Raw genomic sequence first — 18519 nt, 5'->3', positions numbered from 1 at the left:
TGTGAAAGTATTATCCGCAAAACAACTTGGCAGTAGTCATAGCAATTGCAACCAGTTATCATAGCCAAGTTGTCGTGGTTTACCACAGTGCGCCAACTACTTAGTGATTGGCTCGCATGATTTAGTGCCGATGCCATTTCGGCGTTCCCCTTAGTTTTTTGGCGGCCCAGCTTTTAGGAGCATACGATGCCGAGAATCGTTCGTGGTGGGTTGATTCAAGCCACTCTTTGTGAGCCGGTCACGTCGGGAGTTCAAAAAGTCAAGCAAGCGATGATCGACAAGCATGTGGCACTCTTGGCCGATGCCGCCGACAAGGGAGTCGAAGTCGTTTGCATGCAGGAGTTATTCTACGGCCCCTATTTTTGTGCCGAGCAAGACCCCAAGTGGTACGACCTCACCGAACGCGTTCCCGATGGCCCCACCACGAAGCTCATGCAAGAGCTTGCTAAGAAGCACAAGATGGTCATCGTTGTGCCGATGTACGAGGAAGACCTAACGGGCGTCTATTACAACACGGCTTCGGTCATTGATTCGACGGGCGAGTATCTTGGCAAGTTCCGCAAGATGCATATTCCTCACTGCAATCCCGGCTTTTGGGAGAAGTTTTATTTTCGCCCCGGCAACATGGGTTACCCCGTGTTCGACACCAAGGTAGGTAAAATCGGCGTCTATATTTGTTACGATCGCCACTTCCCCGAAGGGGCACGTTGCTTGGGGCTCAACGGCGCTGAGATCGTGTTCAACCCATCGGCGACCGTCGCGGGATTGAGCGAATACCTCTGGAAGATCGAGCAACCGGCCCATGCCGTGGCGAATCAATACTTCGTCGGAGCGATCAATCGGCCCGGTTTTGAAGAACCATGGCGCATCGGAGAGTTCTACGGCCAAAGCTACTTCTGCGATCCCCGCGGACAGTTCATCGCTCAAGCTGATCGCTCGGGCGATGCCATAGTCGTGGCCGACATGGATCTGGACTCGATTCGCGAAGTGCGCAACGTGTGGCAATTCTTCCGCGATCGCCGGCCCGATAGCTACGACGCGATTGTGGCGGATTGAGATCAGCCTTCGGGATTGTCCAAAATCACTTGCAAACGTGCAGCAAGTTCCGGCATAAGCTTTGAAGTCCATGACTGATCAACCAGCCCGACTTCAATCATGTCCTGCAGATGGACTTGGTCTTTAAGTCGATGGGAAGTGAGCTTCATGCGCACTAGACTTTCCAGATTCACGACTCGATAGGCTCGGAATGAATCGCTTTCGGAGACATCGGGAACTGGTAATAGATCGCTCTCGCGAACCTTCTCACCGCTGAAAACAATATGGATAGCGTCACGAGGCTTGGCTTCGGGGCCGTCGAGGAACATATCGATGCTTTTAACGTGACGGTAGATGAACCCGACTTTAGCAAGTGCTGCTTTTGCGAGCTCGAGGTCCGCTCGTCGCAGGGCCAGGTCAACGTCTTGTGTAGCACGGACGGCGGTTTCGTCAACTTGCTCGACCCAAGCTGCGACAGCGTTCCCTCCAACCACGGCATAGGGAACTTTTGCGTCTTCTAGAGCGGCCGTTGCGCGCAAGAGTCGATCTTTGACTTTCCACACGGCCCGCTCCATTCTGTCTAAAGCTAAGATGCCGTCGTATTCTGGCATGTGTTTTATCGCAAAAGATATTTGAAAGATACTTTGTCAATTATAACTTAAAATTGTCAGTAGTCACATTACTGAGAGCAACCCCCCACGCCGCCACAATTCCGCCCACGATGCATCCGGCAACCACGTCGCCGACGAAGTGGTAATTCATCGCCACGAGCGCGATGAGCATCGGCACCGCGATAAGCACGTACAGCCATCGCCACCACGGAAATGCGAGCCAGAGCACGCCCAGAAAGCCAGCGATCCGCGCGGCGTGGCCCGAGGGAAAACTTCCTTCATCGTCGTCGGCATGAAACGGATGGAATCCGTATGTGCCATTGCCGATGAGTGAGGGATTATCATCGTGCCAGGTTTCGGGCCAATAGCGACCGGCCGCGTCACCGATTGAATACCGAAACTGATCGGCGACAATGAGACTCACACAGGCAACAAACAAAACACGTTGCCAGTTCTTCCAAGGAGCAAAGACTCGTTTAAGCGCGAGCGTTGCTAGAACAACCGGCGACCACGTTTGCACGATCGGTGGCGGGTAGGTCAGCCATTTGAAGATCGTGATCTTGTTGATGCCGCGATTATAAACGAAGAAGGCCACTTGCCGATCAACGAAAAAATAGCAAATCACAACCAGAACGACGCCCACGATCAGTGCCGCGAGGGTGTGCTTGCCGAGCCGTCGGAAGTCTTGGTCAGTTGTTGGCATTCTCAGGTTTACGAGCAAACAGATTCATCAACGCGAGGTAGGTGACAAACGACAGGCCAAAGCTGATGAACCACGCGTAGTGATAAAGATCGCCCCAAATTTTGGGCAACTCAGAAAAACGATTCGACACTTGCATCAAGAAGCCGGGGATGCAAGGCAAGATGCCGAGCACCATGGCAATGATCGCCCAAGGATTAAAGCCGCCCTTGTACCAATAAGGTCCTTCACGGCGATATAGCCCGGCGAGATCAAGCTGTGTTTTACGCCACACCAGATAATCGGCCAGCAACACGCCCCCCACGGCACCCAGCAACGCCGAATAAGCCACGAGCCAGCGGAAGATATAACCAGTGGGATCTTCGACCAGTTTCCAAGGCCTAATCAATATGCCGATGATGCCGGTGATGAATCCCCCCGTGCGGAACGAAATCCACTTGGGGGCTAGGTGTGCAAAATCATTGGCGGGACTCACCACGTTGGCGGCAATGTTCGTGGCGAGTGTCGCGATGCAAAGCGACACCATCGCGACGACTAAAACGATGGGGTTCGTAAACTTGCTCAGCACGATCACGGGATCCCATATCGTTTCGCCATAGATCACCGCCGTGGCCCCCGTGACGGCGATTCCGATGAACGAGAATAAGGCCATCGTTGTGGGCAGACCCAAGGCTTGGCCGAGTGCTTGGTCACGCTGCGAGTAGGCATAGCGGCTGAAGTCGGGAATATTCAGCGACAGCGTGGCCCAGAAGCCGACGTTGGCGGTGAGCGAAGCAAAAAAGAAAGGCCAAAACAGCCCCGCTTTCGGTCCACCCACTTCAAATGCCGAAGGCTTATTGAGCATCGTGCCAAAACCATCCGCCGCGTAATACGCCCAGCCAAGGAGTACGAAACCCAAGCCGATCAGCAGCGGCGCCTTGATGTTAAGCAAGATGCGGATCGATTCCACGCCTTTATAGATGACCCACATGTTGATCGCCCAGAACAGCAAGAAACACACCGCCTGTGCGGCATTGATTTCCAGCACTGGTAGTTTTTCGAGCTTCCCCCAAGCGGGCACAAAGACCACAAGGATTTGATAGATCGCTGCCCCGCCAATCCACGATTGAATCCCAAACCAGCCGCAGGCCACGAGCGCACGCAATAGCGCCGGCACGTTCGCTCCCAAAATCCCAAACGACGGGCGGCAATAGACGGGGAAGGGGATCCCATACTTCGTACCAGCGTGGGCGTTGAGCACCATCGGAACCAGCACGATCACATTGCCGAGAAAGATCGTCGCGATCGCCTGCCACCAATTCATCCCTTCTTCAATCATGCCCGAGGCGAGCATGTAAGTCGGCACGCAGGCCGACATCGAAATCCACAGCACCGCCATGTCGCGCATCGACCAACGCCGCTCGCTGCGCGGCACGGGGGCCATATCGTGGCTGAAGTAGGGGGAGCTCGAGACGTCGGTCGTCAGTTCGACGATGCCATCGGTAGGAAGAGATTGGGCGGAAGAATCAGCCATCGCATGATCCTGACTTGATGATAGTGATGCTCAAGGGATGTGCCGCCAAGCGTGAGTATGCACGGGGCCAATTCGCATGTACATCACGGTTGGCCGCAGTATGTTGTGGCCCTAATTTGCGTAAAGCGATTGTTCTGGGCAAGGCCAATGTCACCGGTTAGAATCGATTTCGCACCATACAAGTTCATTCGCCACTGCGCGGAGTATCACAATGTCGACATCAGCACAACTCCCCCCCACCAACCTCACCTCCACGCCTTACGATGGCCCCAGCCGTGACCAAGTCATCGCCTTGCGTCATCAATACGTGTCGCCGGGGGTGATCACGTACTACAAAGACCCTCTGATGATTGTCGAGGGGAAGATGCAGTACCTGTGGGATGAAACGGGGAAACGCTACCTTGATGCCTTCGCCGGGATCGTCACCGTGAGCGTGGGCCATTGCCATCCCAAGGTGATCGATAAAGTTCGCGAACAAACTGGCAAGCTCCAGCACACCACTACAATTTATTTGCACCCTTCGATCGGGCAGTTTGCTGAGAAGCTGGCGAGCAAGATGCCCGAGGGCCTCACGCGCAGCTACTTCACCAACAGCGGCAGCGAAGCCAACGAAGTTGCCATCCTGTCAGCCCGCGAATACACGGGGAACGACGCTGTGGTTGCTTTGCGCAACGGCTATCATGGTGGCACGTCCGTTCCCATGGGACTCACGGCCCACGGTACCTGGAAATTCAAATCCAATCCGCAGCTCAACATCCTGCACTCCAATGCGGGCTACTGCTATCGCTGCCCCTATGAATTGGAATACCCGTCGTGTGGACTCAAGTGCGCCTACGATGTGAAAAACGTCATCCAGTATCAATCTTCGGGCGAGATCGCCTGCTTCATAGGCGAGCCAATCCAAGGGGTCGGCGGCACGGTCACGCCGCCCAAGGAATTCTTCAAAATCGTTTACGATATTGTCCGCCAGCATGGTGGGCTGTGCATTGCCGATGAAGTGCAAGGGGGCTTTGGCCGCACGGGGCACCATTATTGGTCTCATCAGAATTACGACGTCGTGCCCGACGGTATTTCCATGGCGAAGGGTATCGGCAACGGCATCCCGCTGGGGGCTTTTACCACGACAGAAAAAATTTCCGAAGTGATGAAGAACCGTATTCACTTCAACACCTTCGGCGGCAACCCGGTCAGCATGACGCAAGGCCTAGCCACGCTCGAAGTGATCGACGAAGAGAACATCCAGCAGAATGCTTTGGAAGTTGGCGGATACCTCAAAGAACGATTACTCGAACTCCAAGAAAAGCAGCCGCTGATCGGCGAAGTCCGCGGTATGGGCCTCATGCTGGGCATCGAACTCGTGACCGATCGAAAGACAAAAGAACCCGCCAAGGCCGAAGCCGCCGCCGTGATGGAAGAATGCAAACACCGCGGCCTGATCATCGGCAAGGGCGGCCTCTTCGGCAACACCCTGCGGATCAAGCCCCCGATGTGCATCACCAAGGACGACGCCAACTTCATGATCGAGTGTTTGGATGAAGTGCTGACGGTGGTGGGTGGGAAGAAGTAGGGTTAGCCGGCAGTGTCCCACTGCCGAGCGAAATCCGGAACGGCATCGGGACGATGCCGGCTAACGTCGCTCGCCGAGTATCCAGATAGTCATTCCACCCCGGCCAAATATTCTTGTGGCACGCGCGTCTCAAATCGCGATAATTGAGGCCGCACATTGATGCGGTGTTCTTTGATAATTTGAGATCCCCAACGGCGAGCCGTCAGCGTGAGCGCTCGGAGCGACCAGGAATGACGCTGCGCTATTCGCGCACAACTCTAGCTGGGCTAGAAAAGCGCGCATGCAGCAGTTTGAAGCTACGATGCGATGTGATTTTTCCAATTCTGAATTTCAAAATGACTCTGAAAAGTTGATCAAGTTGGACAAGTTGACAAAGTTCGAAGACCATAGTCAGTAGGACCGTAAGAAATTTTTAATAGTTTACTGTCCAAAGTCCACAGACACTTTCCCCCGCTTGGCAACATTTAAGGGGTCGCCAACCACGCAAACCTGGCCAATCTGGCAAAGCTGAGACAGAGGACCGTAGGAAAAGGGACCGTCGCAGGGAACTGCGAGTCGGAGACTCGTGCCACACTGAGAACGTCCTATCAGCTCACGAATTTCAGGCCGACGATACCTGAGACGATCAGTGCGATGAAGAATATTCGCATGGGGGCCACGGGTTCGCCGAACAAGATCATTCCCAGGATGACCGTTCCCACCGCGCCGATGCCGGTCCAAATAGCATAGGCTGTCCCCAAGGGAAGCTTCTGTACGGCGAGCGCGAGAAACACTCCGCTTGCCGCCATCCCTACGAGCGTCAGTACCGATGGCACGACTTTGGTGAACCCTTCCGAATACTTCAACCCTAGGGCCCAGCCGACTTCCAGGGCACCGGCGATCAACAGATAAAGCCAAGCAATCATGGGGGAGTTGCCTCAAGTCTATGAAGTGTGGTCAAGCAAATACTTTATCAACTCTGCGCGGCGAGGTAATCACTAATTGACTCTGCGCTGTTGATAAGACACACTGGACGGGTGATTCGTTTGACCAGGAGCCATGCCCATGCCCACGCTTGAAACCGTCGTCAATGGCCTCAAGATGCCGAACCCCTTTGTGATTGGTTCGGGCCCGCCGGGAACCAACGGCAACGTGATCGGCAAGGCGTTCGACGAAGGCTGGGGGGCCGTCATCTGTAAGACGATCAGCCTCGACGCCAGCAAGGTTACGAACGTCCAGCCCCGCTACGCTCGCTTGCGTGGCCGCGATTCGAAGGAAATCATCGGCTGGGAAAACATTGAACTAATCAGTGACCGCAGCTTTGATGTTTGGGTTGATGAGCTCAAGCGAGTCAAAGACAAGTATCCCGACCGCATCTTGATCGCCTCGATTATGGAGGAGTTCAACAAGGATGCGTGGGTCGAAATCACCGAACGTTGTCAGGACCTCGGCGTAGATGCGTTCGAGCTGAATTTCTCCTGTCCGCACGGTTTGCCCGAACGGAAGATGGGCTCGGCGATGGGCGAGAATCCCGACATTCTCGGCGAGGTTTCGAAGTGGGTGAATGCGGTCGCCAAGGTGCCCGTGTGGGCGAAGATGACCCCCAACGTCACGCATATTGAAGACCCCACGCGGGCCGCGCTGAAAGCCGGCTGCGAAGGGATCGCCGCGATCAATACGATTCGCAGCGTGCTGGGCGTCGATTTGGAAACATTACGCCCCGAACCGCAGGTCGAAGGTTATACAACGCCGGGCGGATATTCCTGCCGTGCGGTGATGCCGATTGCTTTGCGGATGTGTATGGAAATTGCTCGCGTGATTCGCGACGAATATCCAGGCCGTACGCTGAGCGGGATCGGCGGCGTGGAAACGGGCAAAGACGCGGCCCAGTTTATTTTGCTCGGTGCCGACACGGTGCAAGTTTGCACGGGCGTGATGAAATTCGGCTACGGCATTGTCAAAGAGATGTGCGAAGAATTACTGGCGTTCATGGAGAAGCACAAGTTTGAAACGATTGCTGATTTCAAAGGTCACAGCGTGCAGTACTTTACGACCCACGCTGATCTTGTAAAACGCCAAGCCGCCGCACGCGAGCAAGCCAAAGCCCAGCACGACAAGAAGATGATCCGCGACGATGCCCAGTGGACGGGCGAAGACTTCGTCGATCAGACCGACGCGTTGGCGCGCGGTTAAGATCGCCGCTTAAAAATGGGTCGGCTTACGGGTGAGCAATTGGCCATGGCCTAGCTCACCGACGAACTTGCCGCCACGGACTTGAACCTTGCCGCGCACTGTGACTTCCGTCGGTCGGCCTTCAATTTCCCAACCCTCGAAGGCGTTGTAATCGACCGCCATTTCTTGCGTTTTGACCGACAGCTTGCCCCGATACTGGGGATCATAAATCACGAGATCGGCATCGCTCCCGACCGCCACGGTTCCCTTGCGCGGGTAAAGCCCAAATAACTTGGCGGCTTGTGTGCTGGCGGCGTCGACGAACGTATTGAGGTCGATCCGGCCTCGGCAAACTCCGTGAGTGTAGAGGATGTTGACACGATCTTCGATCGAAGGAATGCCGTTGGGGATTTTGGTGAAGTTGTCTTTGCCCATGTCTTTTTGACCGGCGAAGTCAAACGGCGCGTGATCGGTGCCGACGGTGCTGATCAAACGCGACTGTAAGCCAGCCCACAGAGCTTCGTGTTGACTCGCATCGCGTAAGGGGGGAGACATGACATATTTGGAACCCTCAAAATTCGGCTTAGCAGTATAATTTTTGTCGAGCACGAAGTGAGGAATCACGGATTCGACCCAAGCATGTACGCCGCGAAGTTGACCTTCCTGAACCGCTTCCAGAGCTTCACGGCAAGAGGTATGCACGCAGTAAACATGAGCGCCCGTCATTTCGGCAAACGTCATGAGGTGATGAACGCCTTCGGCTTCCACACGAGGAGGTCGTGAAGCGTCTTGCCACTCGGGACCCGTTTTGCCTTCGCTGATCAGTTGGGCTTGAAGCTGCGAAACCAAGGTTTCGTTCTCACAATGGGCCGTGACGATGACGCCGAGTTCCTTGGCCAATTTCAGCGTGCCGTAAAGCTCTTCGTCATTGATGCCAAATGCACCTTTGTAAGCGAGGAAGATTTTGAACGAGGCAATGCCACGTTTCACAATCTCACGAAGCTGGGTAACGGCTGAGTCATCGAGCCGGGAAACGCCCATGTGGAATGTGTAGTCGCAAGCACTCTCATTCGCCTTGGAAAGCCAAAGCTCGTAGCTTTTAAGCGGTTCATCGGAGCGAGCCGGGCAGCACATCTCGATCAGCGACGTTGTGCCGCCAACAAGTGCGGCCTTGCTTGCCGTGATGTAGTCGTCCTTGGCGAAGGTGCCCATGAACGGCAGGTAGATATGCACGTGTGGATCAATGAAGCCAGGAAAAACATATTTTCCCGCCGCGTCGATGATCTCGGTGGCACCTTCCGCAGAAATCTGTGGCGCGATTTTGGTAATGACTTCGCCTTCACACAAAATATCCGCGACGTAATCATCGCTTGCGGTGATTATGCGACCATTCTTGATTAGTAGTGACATGCAATCGTCCCAACCGAGGTAGAAACACGTAAGCTGTCGCCATTCTTGGCGTTTCAGCCAATTGTGCCCTCTGACATCGGCCGGTCAAGCCGGTTGTAGGGAAAATAGGCTTCACAGGGAACAAAGTCTTGGCGGTTGCGAATCATGCGGCAATCTGATTCCGGCATCTACCAATCGCAAGCTACGTTTGACTGTACTTATCGCCCACCTCGACGAGGTGCCGCTTATCAAACGCTTATCCTCAACGCTGTTTGCCCGCCGAAGTTGTGCTCATGTCGTGCATGCAAATTAAGAATCGTTGTTTTCTGTTGGCTTTATTAATTGCCGCTCAGGCAGCCTGCCTCGGGTTTGGTGTAGCCTGGGCAACGGGTTGGTTGTGGAAAACCTTTGAAGTCGTGGTTCACAATTACGTTGCTGCTCAAGGCAAAGCCGAAGCCCATCAAATTGCTCTGGAAGTCGGCGCTTTGGGACTGACTACGGCGGAACCTGGCACGGCGGATTGGCAAAAGCTGCAAGATATCTGCGAGACGACGATCGTTCCGCATGATGGTTTTGTTTGCCTGATGCGTCTCAATAATGGCGCGATGCTTTGCCATCCCAATTTGGAAAAAGACCCAGGGCTGTTGCGACTTTTTCCTGGACGGTCTTTGTTGATCAATAAAGAGACGTCCGGACCAATTACCAAGTTGGTCGAAGAGATAGATTCCAAAACCCCGCCGGTAATTACTGGCAAGGTTGATCTCGATGGCAAAGTGCACGCATTTACGGGATTTGCTTTGCCAAAACTCAATGCGATTTTGGCGATTTATCAGTCCGATATGGCTATCGATTCGTTCATTGCGTCTACCATTCAGCCCGTGATGCAAATTGGTTACATTTTGATGGCATTTGTGATCGGTGCGACGGCGATGCTCACCGGCTTCTTATTGAATCGCTACGAAGCAGGACTCGCGGCGGCCAATGCTCGTTTGGAGTATCAAGTCAGCGAGCGAACTCGAGCCCTGGTGAGAACTCGCAATGCCGTGACTTTTGGCTTGGCGAAGCTTGCCGAATCACGGGACAAAGATACCGGCAAGCATTTGGAACGAATTCGTTCTTATGTTTCAATCTTGGCCACGGAACTTGCCCGCACGAATCCCGAAATCGAACGCGGATTTGTTGCTGATTTGGCCGTGGCCTCATCGCTGCACGACATTGGAAAAGTGGGCATACCCGACGCGGTGTTACTCAAGCCGGCGCGGTTGAACTCGACTGAACGCAAAGCCATGGAAATGCACACCATACTGGGCAGCGAATGCCTCGCCGCGATCCGTAAGCAACTTGAAGAAGATGACTTCCTCGAAGTTGCCGAACAAATTGCCGCGACCCACCACGAACATTGGGATGGCAGTGGCTATCCTCAGGGGCTCCAGGGGAAAGATATCCCGCTGGCAGGTCGAATTGTCGCGCTGGCCGACGTCTACGACGCCCTGACTTCACATCGGCCCTACAAGGCCGCAGTCTCTCACGAAGTGGCACGCGATTGGATTGTCAGCCGCTACGGCCAACAATTCGATCCGATGGTCGTCGAAGCCTTTATCGCCCGCGAGCAAGATTTCTATCGGATTTCCGTCGGAAATCAGGATTTGCCTCTTGAGGCCTATCTGCCTGCTGAAAAAGAACTCATCCTCGATGCAGGAATCGATAGTGCCATTATCGCAGCTGCCAGGTAAAATGAAGGTATGAGCCGAGTGCCGATCACTTGGCGTTATCTTCTCGGACACTAGCAACTTGCCCGCCGTGAAGCCTTCCAAAGCCCGCCGTCAAATTGCCTGGGAGGCTGCTCGTTTGATCAACGAGCAGCCTGAACTTCGGCATTCGGATGCCCGCCGTTCCGCCATTGAGCGCATGTTTCCCGAAGGAATTCGAGTCCGCGATTTGCCATCGGATGCAGAAGTCGGCGAGCAACTGCGTTCCCTCGCTAAGGCATTTCAGCCTCAAGAGTGGGAGAATCGTTTCGGGATTTATGCCGAGCTCTTGCATCCTCTCGCTAGTGTGAAGCAGGATCCGCAGGCTCATCCCGAAGGTGATGCCCTGTACCATAGCTTGCAGGTTTTCCAGCTTGCTGCTGAGCAGATTCCTTACGACGAAGAGTTTCTCACAGCGGCGCTGCTTCACGATGTCGGCAAAGCCATTGACCGCCGCGATCACCATTCCGCGACAATGTCCGCACTTGATGGAATTGTCACCGAGCGAACGTCGTGGCTGATCGAGAACATGCCTGTTGCCCACGCCCTTACAAAGGGGACCTTGGGACTGCGGGCCCGCAATCGTTTAGAGGCCGACGTTAATTTTGAGGAGATCACGCTGCTGGCGAATTTCGATCTCGCTGCCCGCAAGCGAGGAATCGTCGTTCCCGAAGTGGAAGACGCGATCCATGTCTTGCGCGAATTGAACTGCTCTGAGGACGAGTCCTAGTTCACTCGATTTCCTCGGCAAATTCTTCTGCCTCTTCCATAATGTGTTCGAAACGACGTTTCGCGGAAAGGTAATAGCAGGCCCCTACTATCGCCACGACGTAAGTCACAGCGCGATAGGTCAGCGCCACCAACGCCCCGTCGGCTTCGTTCAGTTGAATGGCTCCGTACAGTTTGGCGAGCGCGGTTTCCGTGATCCCCAAGCCCCCTGGCGTCAATGGCAAGGCACCCGCCACTAGGGCGAGTGGCACGATTGTCGTGTTTTGTTGGAACGTCGGGCCGACAATTGGCAGCCCACGGCTGATGCACCAAAACGTGCTGACCAACAAACAATGTGTCGTGATCGCCATCGCAAAGGCCGCTGCCAAATACCGGCGTCTGCTACTAAAGCGGTTCAAGCCCGCCACGAGTCGGCTCAGTATGTGCCCAATCGCCGGAACGCGACTCGCGAGCTCTTGAGTCTTCAAACCGGAAAATAAATGACTCGTTACCAACAGAATTCCCACGACTCCGCCGATTGCCACCGACCAGATTGTTACCTCCAAACTGCTCAGCCACGGACTGCGTCCCAATGTTTGGTTGGCGAACAGTAGCCCGACGCTCGCGACCACAAACATCGCCACCAGCCCGATGAAGCGATCGATAAACACTGAGGCCACGGCCTCGGTCCGTCGTCCCGGTTGTTCGTGAGCCAGGAACGCGGCCTTGAATAAATCCCCGCCCACGCTGCCGGGCATCACTTGATTGAGCGTGAATCCCATCGAACCCAATCGCAGGGCATCGCGTAGTGAGAACCGCATGCCGAGCCCCTGCACGAGTACATACCAACGGACAAAACTCAACGTGAAAGCGGCGAACACCATGGCCAGCGCCGCGGCCAGATATCCCCATTCCTTGGGCTCATGCAGAAGCCGCGAGAATCCCGCGTCACGCTGAATTTTTGCGACCAAATAGCCGACAATTCCTAGAGCCAGCACCACCTTGCCCGCGGTGATCGCAATTTTCAGGCTACTTCGTGCGTGGCTCATGGCGTGTGTTGGCGGCAGAAAATGTGGCGGCGTTGACAATCCTGTTTCAGGGTGTTAGTTTGCCAGTTCGTGGCCGAAGGGACCAGAGCGGCTTATCTGCTCGATCTCCTTAAATCTACGAACTTCCCGGGGGATTAGCTCAGCTGGGAGAGCGTTTGGCTGGCAGCCAAAAGGTCATCGGTTCGATCCCGTTATCCTCCACTGAATTCATTGAGATTTGAGGTTCCTTTAAACCTCAGATTCATCTTAGATTAGGCCCGGTCAAGCTGTATCATCAGACGCCGGGCTTTTTCATGCGCGGAAATCTAGCGAAGGTAAGTGGCCATGGCGGAAAGTCATAAATTCGAAATCGAACAGGAAGCCGAGCCTCGCAAAGATGAGGAAAGGGAAGGGGGAGGCTGCTTTGGTGGCTGTCTCAAAGGCTGCTTTATCGTCCTGTTGATCATGGTCGTGCTGATCGTGATCCTCGGTTACGTGGTCTCGCAGAACTGGCGTAATTGGGGAGCCGAAATGTCGTTGGTGGTCGTCGACAAAACACTCGACGCCTCGAACATCCCCGAGCAAGAGCAGACCGAAATCTCGAGCGAACTCGAACGGCCACTCAACGCCCTGCGCGATGGGACATTGACGCTCGAACAGTTGCAACAACTTTCTGTGGCCATCATTGAATCGCCACTCATGCCCTCGCTCGGTGTGTCAGCGATCGAAGCCCACTATTTCAACCAGTCGACACTCACCGCCGAAGAAAAACGGGCGGGCAGCCTGGCCCTGCGACGGTTCACGCGCGGTGTCATCACCGGAAAAATTGATGAACCGGCAGTCGAGCGGGTCCTTTCGTATGTGGCTGATAGGCAAGGAGAGAGGTGGGAGTTCCGGAAGAAGGCCACCGATGAAGAGCTTCGCCAACTGATCGCCACGGCCACACAGGAAGCCGATCAGGCGGGCATTCCGGAGCAGGTCGAACTGATCGATCCATCGGAGGAAGTCCGCAAGATCATCGACGCGGTGATGGGGCCGGCTAATCTCGGCGAAATCGAGATCAACATCGAAGCGCCTTAAACTCCTTAGGGCTTCTTGGTATCCGTCACTCAGCTTGGCCAGATTTGCCACCTTTGCGTGGTTTGCGGCCCCCCCTGAGCACGCAAACCTGAATTTTCGCGCGTGTGCCGGGGTCCCAACTTTGGTGACGAAACTCTTGGGTTTTGTCACGTGGCAATGTTACAAGCCTAGATAGTTCAAGGCATTGCGAAAATCGCACGTGACAAAACGTGTCGACTTTTGGTCGAAACGTAAGATGAGCGCGATCCAAAATTCACTCAGCTGATTCAGTTATCGAAGAACACAGGCCTTAGTGGCGAGAGTGTATTTTAACCAATCGTGGCGGCCAAATGTTAGGAAATTTTTGGCCGCGTAATACGAACCAGATTGTTCGGGCCACTGTCCGTGAATAAACCTAAGAATTCGTCAGGACTTGGAGGACCTCATGATGCCCGCGATTCCGCTTTGGCAAGTTGACGCTTTTACCGATAAGCCGTTTAGCGGTAATCCCGCCGCGGTGTGCTTGCTCTCAGACAGCTCCAAAGCCTCGTGGATGCAATCAGTCGCTGCGGAGATGAATCTTTCGGAAACGGCATTCGTGCGGCCGCTTGCCGATGGCTTTGAACTCCGCTGGTTTACACCCAAAGTGGAAGTCGACCTTTGCGGCCACGCAACGCTTGCGTCTGCGTTTACCCTATGGGAAATGGGAATTGTTTCTGTCGAAAAGCAGATTGAGTTTCATACGCGCAGTGGAGTTCTCACGGCGTCGTACAAGCAGGGAAGCATCTTGCTTGACTTTCCTGCAGTCACTGTTGAGCAGTGCGAACCAGTAACTGAACTTCTGGACGCATTAGAAATCAATCCTGCATTCGTGGGCAAAACGAAGTTCGATAGGTTTTTGGTCGTGGACTCCGCGGAGACTGTTCGCTCGCTGCAACCCGATTTTCGCACTCTCGCCAAAGTCGCCGCCCGCGGTGTGATCGTCACTGCCGAGTCGGACATGCCAGGTGTCGATTTTATCTCGCGATTCTTCGCACCCGCTGTCGGTATTGATGAAGACCCCGTGACGGGTTCAGCTCACTGTTGCCTTGGTCCCTACTGGGCAGAAAAACTCGGCAAGAACGAACTTGTCGGTTTTCAAACATCAAAACGTGGCGGCACCGTACAGGTAAATGTGCAAGGAGATCGAGTGATCCTCGGTGGCCAAGCCATGCTGGTGATGAAGGGTCAGTTGGTGTGTTAGAGACAAGAAACTCTTAACTCACCAATTCCCCCACCGCCCGCAAGGGCGTCAGGTGCGGTTGGTCGAGAATCTGAAACGGGCTCACCAAATCTTGCCAGCGCTCGCCGCGTTGGGTGATGCGATTCTCGGCGATTGGGCCTAAACGATCCGCGGCGAGCTGTAAGTAGCTCACGCGCTCAGGACGCAGACTCATGATTCGTGCTGCGGTGGCGTCGACGGCTGGGAGATTGGTTCCCACCAGCACAAGTCCCATACGCTTGACGCTTCCGAGGATGGGGCCGTCGCCTTCCATGCAGTCGATGCCGTCGACGATTGATAGTGTGCGTGGCAGGGTGGCATTGATATCGACGACCGTCTCGGGGATTCCATTGTGGTGGAGAACATTTTTGGGCCAGCCATATTTGATTCCTGGTAAAGTGCCATAGAGATTTTTCATTGAACAAGTGATACCGACCCAGTGATGCGTTTTCATCTTGGGCATCGACACCACGAAATCGGCTTCGCAAATCGAACGGGGAAAATAGATCCCCTTGAGCGGGCTCACTCGGCCACGGTTCGCAAACCAGCGGGCTTCTTCGTAGTTCAAATCCGCGAAGTCCAAGCGGGCATCGGAGAGTGCTTCGGCAACGCCGGATTCCACGAGGGCCATTTCCGTGTCGCGCACGTGCCCCGGCGCTTCGCCGACGGTGACTTTGGCGCCCCAGCCGCGAAAGACTTCGGCCGCGGCGATGATCACCGCGGGATGCGTGGTCATGTGCGGGATTAATCGCGTGGGCTCGACCATGTTGGGTTTGAGGAGCACGCCCTTGCCGCGGAATTGGGTGGGAGTTAAACCGCAAGCGGTGAGGCCGTCGCGGATGGTAGTGGCAAGTGGGCCGTCGTAGCGCTGGTTTTTGGCGATGAAGACTTCGGCGGTGGGGAGAAATGCGCGGCGTGCTAATGCGGCGGTCGCTAAGCCGCAAGCGGCTAGGCCACCCGCGGCGAGGAATGCTCGGCGGCTGGGGGCGTTTGTATTGGGTTTGGGCTCGCTCATGCTTGGGCGACCTCTGGGCGTTGGGGGAGCCACGATAAATCGGGGGAACTGGCCAATGCCATGAGTGCGAGCTTGTAGGCACTTGGCTCGCGAGTGAGTTCGCGTTCTAACGCCGCTTGAAGTAGTGCGTCCGCATTCTGTGGTCGGCGATTATGAGCGGTGAGACCGATCAGGCCGTAGCAGAGCGAGCCGGTGGTTGTGTGTGGATTCAAATTTTCTTCCAAATAGCGAAGCGACAATTCAACGCGGGGGTCTGTATTCGCTTCACCCGCGAGGGCCAGCATCGCGAGACCCGTGGATTGAACTTGAGGCAGTGTGGCTTGGCCGAGGACGACCGTGCTGCCGAAGTTACTGCCACCTGTCGAAAGCAAGCGGTCTGTCACGAGCTTCAGGCCATCTTGGGCACGTTCATGATCGCGCAGGCCGGCTGCTTTGAGGGCCACGACAAACATGCAGGTCGGTTCCATCCAAGCATGCGTATTCGCGGCCCACGACCAGCCGAGCAGTGTTGTGTCGTGACCAATTTCAGAATTTCTGGGTATCGTCTTGCCATGAGCCTGTAAGGTCCAGGCAATCGCGCGGTCAATGTTTTCCTCGAAGGCATCGTTGGCTAACCAAGCTAGGATAGCCAGGCTGGTTGTCCATGAAGGAGAGTCACCTTCAGCCTGAGTGGGAACAGCGCCGTTGCTCTGCTGCACGTCGGCGAGTTGCGTAGCCAACTGTTGTGCGGCAGCGTGTTCGTCGTGATGAATCAACGCTAAGCACGCGAGCGCCGTGGGTTCCGCGGCCCACACGCCGTGCGCGCTGTAACCGCAGCGTTCGATGTTGCGGAGACGTTCGATGCATGTGCGATTGATATTCATTCACTGCACGGCGAAAGTACCGCGGCTCAATGTTTGCGAAACACGACACATAGCAAGTCTAGGTTGCAAAAAAGCAGCAAAAGGGCTGATTTTCTGCGAGGAAAACGAGCCTACAGGACAGGTTTTGCGGGGTAGTCATGTTGTAGGCAGGGCGAAAGGAAATTTTCGCAGCCCAGGGCTGAAAGGTTTTGACTCCCGGCGAATCTGACATAGGTTTCAAGTGTGGTTCGACTAACAGGTTGTTAGCGGACTACAAAAGGTGAGCGCTGCAGGCGCCACCTGCGAAACTTTTCTTCTCCTGAACCGTTCGGTTTTTTCACGGAAGTGGTGGAGCAAGAGAGGCAGAGCAGAATCGAGCCTGCTGCGTCATCATCCTCGATAAAGGCAAACCAATCGCAAGATTGGGGCGCAAAGCCGAGGGACGACGGTTGAAAGATCGGCGTTAGCCTGGCTGCCGAAAGGATGCAAAATAGCGACGCAGCGGAAGCACAGCCCATGCGAGATGAGACGCGCACTTGTTTAAATGTCTGGCTCTAATATCGCTGATGCAGGCTCTGAGGCTTGGAAGCTGGAAGAGTGGTGTTAGAGCTAATTAACGGGAGCAACGAAAGCTCCTGACAACCTGAAAGGTGTCGTGATCCACGACACCGGGAATTGGAGGAATGCAATGAAGAGTCTCGCTAAGAAGGTACAACGTTTCCTCGTCTCGGAAGATGGCCCCACCGCCGTCGAGTATGCCGTGATGCTGGCCCTGATCGTGATCGTCTGCTTGACAGCGATTCGTTCGGTCGGCACCAACGCCAACACGACGTTTGAAGGTGTTGCGAACAGCTTGGCCGCTCCTAGCTGATCGATGTGGGCTTGCCTTTCAGGGAGCCAAACATACGAAAAACGATGTTGACAACTCCTCTCGGGACTACGGTCCCGAGAGGTTTTTTTACGTTTGTGTTGGTTTTGCTGGACTAGGCGCTGAAGCGTTCAGTCCGCGCGATGAAATTCTTGTTTTTGCTTCAAATTGTGAGCTAGGTTTCGAGCAGAGGCTTTGCCCACGCGCAGGCTTTATTGCCCGGGACTGGTTATTGAGAGTGTCACCATGTTGAGCTTGATCCCCGAACAAATGTTTGCCAATGCGTTTCAGTTGGCTTGCTATTGCGTGGCCATGCTGACGTTCGTGGTGTCGTTTCTCTTCACGCCACGAGCCTAAGAGACAAGGCGATTCGTCGACGAGCATGATCTGCCAACGAATCCCTCTGGCGAACAAAATTTTTTACTTAACTTGAAAAATGGGTGTGTGATGTCTGAATATCAAGAGCTGTTGACTTGGTTTACTGAAACCTGGCATGTGTGGGTTGTGACCATCACGTTGGTCGTCGCTGCGGTGATTGACGGTTATCAGCTCAAGGTACCCAATTGGATTACCTACCCGTTCATTATCAGCGGTTGGATTTACAGTGCTGCGTTCTCGCCATTTGCTGGTTGGGAAGGCTTGGGCTACAGCCTGTGCGGCACGGCCGTTGGCTTGGCCTTGTTGCTGCCACCCTACGCGATCGGTGGCATGGGGGCCGGCGACGTCAAACTGCTAGCGGGCGTCGGGGCTTGGATGTGGCCGACTGTTACGTTCTATGCTTTTGCGGTTTCCGCTTTGGTGGGCGGCGTGATTGCTATCGGTATGGTCCTGTGGACCAAGAGCTGGGCCAAGCATCGCGACCAGTTCTGGGGCATCTATAACGAGATTATCACGGTGAAAGATCCCGAGAAACTAGCCGAGATCGCCGCGGAACGTAAGCCACGGATGTTCCTGCTGCCTTACGGGATTCCCATCGCGATTGGCTCGATTGCCTACTTCGCGTGGCACGGCATGCAACTTTAAG

The 18519-nt window shown here is 54.8% G+C and carries 17 protein-coding genes, 1 tRNA gene and 1 riboswitch; of the genes, 10 read left to right on the top strand and 8 right to left on the bottom strand.

The genetic code is table 11. The features are described 5' to 3' along the window. The first annotated feature begins 186 nt into the window (after positions 1 to 186). Positions 187 to 1056, top strand: coding sequence for a nitrilase-related carbon-nitrogen hydrolase (locus SH678x_RS14640; RefSeq protein WP_496919196.1), 870 nt, complete (start codon positions 187 to 189; stop codon positions 1054 to 1056). Between the two features lie 2 nt (positions 1057 to 1058). Here SH678x_RS14640 and SH678x_RS14635 read toward each other — a convergent pair whose 3' ends face one another. From SH678x_RS14635 to SH678x_RS14625, 3 genes are read right to left on the bottom strand one after another with little or no spacing between them, the layout of a single operon-like run. Next, positions 1059 to 1646, bottom strand: a complete 588-nt coding sequence (locus SH678x_RS14635) for a hypothetical protein (RefSeq protein WP_496919195.1) — start codon at positions 1644 to 1646, stop codon at positions 1059 to 1061. Positions 1647 to 1686: 40 nt separating this feature from the next. After that, the gene (locus SH678x_RS14630; protein ID WP_496919194.1) at positions 1687 to 2349 is read right to left on the bottom strand and encodes a phosphatase PAP2 family protein; all 663 of its coding nucleotides are present in this window, start codon (positions 2347 to 2349) and stop codon (positions 1687 to 1689) included. Next, entirely contained in the window at positions 2336 to 3859 is a 1524-nt protein-coding gene (locus tag SH678x_RS14625; protein WP_496919193.1) for an NCS1 family nucleobase:cation symporter-1, read from the bottom strand. The genes SH678x_RS14630 and SH678x_RS14625 overlap by 14 nt, the downstream gene beginning before the upstream one ends. A gap of 211 nt (positions 3860 to 4070) precedes the next feature. Here SH678x_RS14625 and SH678x_RS14620 point away from each other — a divergent pair, with 211 nt between their 5' ends. Continuing rightward, on the top strand, positions 4071 to 5426 hold the full coding sequence (locus SH678x_RS14620; RefSeq protein WP_496919192.1) for an aspartate aminotransferase family protein: 1356 nt from the start codon (positions 4071 to 4073) through the stop codon (positions 5424 to 5426). A 587-nt stretch (positions 5427 to 6013) separates the two neighbouring features. On the opposite strand, the gene SH678x_RS14615 is transcribed toward SH678x_RS14620, so the two are convergent. Beyond that, complete coding sequence (locus SH678x_RS14615; protein ID WP_496919191.1) at positions 6014 to 6331, bottom strand: DMT family transporter; 318 nt, start codon at positions 6329 to 6331, stop codon at positions 6014 to 6016. A gap of 139 nt (positions 6332 to 6470) precedes the next feature. On the opposite strand from SH678x_RS14615, the gene preA reads away from it, so the two are divergent. After that, a complete protein-coding gene (gene preA / locus SH678x_RS14610) occupies positions 6471 to 7598 on the top strand; it encodes an NAD-dependent dihydropyrimidine dehydrogenase subunit PreA (protein ID WP_496919190.1) in 1128 nt (375 codons plus the stop codon). A gap of 9 nt (positions 7599 to 7607) precedes the next feature. On the opposite strand, the gene hydA is transcribed toward preA, so the two are convergent. Then, complete coding sequence (gene hydA, locus SH678x_RS14605) at positions 7608 to 8987, bottom strand: dihydropyrimidinase (protein WP_496919189.1); 1380 nt, start codon at positions 8985 to 8987, stop codon at positions 7608 to 7610. 272 nt (positions 8988 to 9259) lie between these two features. On the opposite strand from hydA, the gene SH678x_RS14600 reads away from it, so the two are divergent. Further along, on the top strand, positions 9260 to 10699 hold the full coding sequence (locus SH678x_RS14600) for an HD-GYP domain-containing protein (RefSeq protein ID WP_496919188.1): 1440 nt from the start codon (positions 9260 to 9262) through the stop codon (positions 10697 to 10699). A 67-nt stretch (positions 10700 to 10766) separates the two neighbouring features. Continuing rightward, on the top strand, positions 10767 to 11444 hold the full coding sequence (locus SH678x_RS14595) for an HD domain-containing protein (RefSeq protein WP_496919187.1): 678 nt from the start codon (positions 10767 to 10769) through the stop codon (positions 11442 to 11444). 1 nt (position 11445) lies between these two features. Here the strand turns inward: SH678x_RS14595 and SH678x_RS14590 are convergent, their stop codons facing one another. Next, positions 11446 to 12471 carry a lysylphosphatidylglycerol synthase transmembrane domain-containing protein gene (locus SH678x_RS14590; protein WP_496919186.1) on the bottom strand — a complete coding sequence of 342 codons (1026 nt, stop codon included), beginning with the start codon at positions 12469 to 12471 and terminating at the stop codon, positions 11446 to 11448. A 128-nt stretch (positions 12472 to 12599) separates the two neighbouring features. Here SH678x_RS14590 and SH678x_RS14585 point away from each other — a divergent pair. The 3 genes from SH678x_RS14585 to SH678x_RS14575 all read left to right on the top strand — a co-directional run bounded on the left by SH678x_RS14585 (position 12600) and on the right by SH678x_RS14575 (position 14752). Further along, positions 12600 to 12672, top strand: a tRNA-Ala gene (locus tag SH678x_RS14585). A 123-nt stretch (positions 12673 to 12795) separates the two neighbouring features. Continuing rightward, positions 12796 to 13530, top strand: coding sequence for a hypothetical protein (locus SH678x_RS14580; RefSeq protein ID WP_496919185.1), 735 nt, complete (start codon positions 12796 to 12798; stop codon positions 13528 to 13530). A gap of 424 nt (positions 13531 to 13954) precedes the next feature. Beyond that, the gene (locus tag SH678x_RS14575) at positions 13955 to 14752 is read left to right on the top strand and encodes a PhzF family phenazine biosynthesis protein (protein ID WP_496919184.1); all 798 of its coding nucleotides are present in this window, start codon (positions 13955 to 13957) and stop codon (positions 14750 to 14752) included. A gap of 13 nt (positions 14753 to 14765) precedes the next feature. Here SH678x_RS14575 and SH678x_RS14570 read toward each other — a convergent pair whose 3' ends face one another. Both SH678x_RS14570 and SH678x_RS14565 read right to left on the bottom strand, forming a co-directional pair. Beyond that, positions 14766 to 15785: a DUF362 domain-containing protein gene (locus SH678x_RS14570; RefSeq protein ID WP_496919183.1), complete on the bottom strand. Its 1020-nt coding sequence runs from the start codon at positions 15783 to 15785 to the stop codon at positions 14766 to 14768. Continuing rightward, on the bottom strand, positions 15782 to 16648 hold the full coding sequence (locus SH678x_RS14565) for a hypothetical protein (protein ID WP_496919182.1): 867 nt from the start codon (positions 16646 to 16648) through the stop codon (positions 15782 to 15784). The genes SH678x_RS14570 and SH678x_RS14565 overlap by 4 nt, the downstream gene beginning before the upstream one ends. 373 nt (positions 16649 to 17021) lie before the next feature. Beyond that, positions 17022 to 17107, top strand: a riboswitch (cyclic di-GMP riboswitch). Between the two features lie 208 nt (positions 17108 to 17315). Here SH678x_RS14565 and SH678x_RS14560 point away from each other — a divergent pair. After that, positions 17316 to 17498, top strand: coding sequence for a Flp family type IVb pilin (locus tag SH678x_RS14560; RefSeq protein WP_496919181.1), 183 nt, complete (start codon positions 17316 to 17318; stop codon positions 17496 to 17498). A gap of 444 nt (positions 17499 to 17942) precedes the next feature. Continuing rightward, the gene (locus SH678x_RS14555; protein WP_496919180.1) at positions 17943 to 18518 is read left to right on the top strand and encodes an A24 family peptidase; all 576 of its coding nucleotides are present in this window, start codon (positions 17943 to 17945) and stop codon (positions 18516 to 18518) included. Position 18519: the final 1 nt, after the last annotated feature.

The sequence above is a fragment of the Bythopirellula superficialaquae genome, from assembly GCF_059632245.1.
This window is presented reverse-complemented; position numbering and strand designations above follow the sequence as displayed.

Bases quoted from the DNA above. Each gene is read 5' to 3' on its own strand.
- SH678x_RS14640 (WP_496919196.1), top strand. From the start codon at position 187: ATGCCGAGAATCGTTCGTGGTGGGTTGATTCAAGCCACTCTTTGTGAG.
- SH678x_RS14635 (WP_496919195.1), bottom strand. From the start codon at position 1,646: ATGCCAGAATACGACGGCATCTTAGCTTTAGACAGAATGGAGCGGGCC.
- SH678x_RS14630 (WP_496919194.1), bottom strand. From the start codon at position 2,349: ATGCCAACAACTGACCAAGACTTCCGACGGCTCGGCAAGCACACCCTC.
- SH678x_RS14625 (WP_496919193.1), bottom strand. From the start codon at position 3,859: ATGGCTGATTCTTCCGCCCAATCTCTTCCTACCGATGGCATCGTCGAA.
- SH678x_RS14620 (WP_496919192.1), top strand. From the start codon at position 4,071: ATGTCGACATCAGCACAACTCCCCCCCACCAACCTCACCTCCACGCCT.
- SH678x_RS14615 (WP_496919191.1), bottom strand. From the start codon at position 6,331: ATGATTGCTTGGCTTTATCTGTTGATCGCCGGTGCCCTGGAAGTCGGC.
- preA (WP_496919190.1), top strand. From the start codon at position 6,471: ATGCCCACGCTTGAAACCGTCGTCAATGGCCTCAAGATGCCGAACCCC.
- hydA (WP_496919189.1), bottom strand. From the start codon at position 8,987: ATGTCACTACTAATCAAGAATGGTCGCATAATCACCGCAAGCGATGAT.
- SH678x_RS14600 (WP_496919188.1), top strand. From the start codon at position 9,260: ATGTCGTGCATGCAAATTAAGAATCGTTGTTTTCTGTTGGCTTTATTA.
- SH678x_RS14590 (WP_496919186.1), bottom strand. From the start codon at position 12,471: ATGAGCCACGCACGAAGTAGCCTGAAAATTGCGATCACCGCGGGCAAG.
- SH678x_RS14580 (WP_496919185.1), top strand. From the start codon at position 12,796: ATGGCGGAAAGTCATAAATTCGAAATCGAACAGGAAGCCGAGCCTCGC.
- SH678x_RS14575 (WP_496919184.1), top strand. From the start codon at position 13,955: ATGATGCCCGCGATTCCGCTTTGGCAAGTTGACGCTTTTACCGATAAG.
- SH678x_RS14570 (WP_496919183.1), bottom strand. From the start codon at position 15,785: ATGAGCGAGCCCAAACCCAATACAAACGCCCCCAGCCGCCGAGCATTC.
- SH678x_RS14565 (WP_496919182.1), bottom strand. From the start codon at position 16,648: ATGAATATCAATCGCACATGCATCGAACGTCTCCGCAACATCGAACGC.
- SH678x_RS14560 (WP_496919181.1), top strand. From the start codon at position 17,316: ATGAAGAGTCTCGCTAAGAAGGTACAACGTTTCCTCGTCTCGGAAGAT.
- SH678x_RS14555 (WP_496919180.1), top strand. From the start codon at position 17,943: ATGTCTGAATATCAAGAGCTGTTGACTTGGTTTACTGAAACCTGGCAT.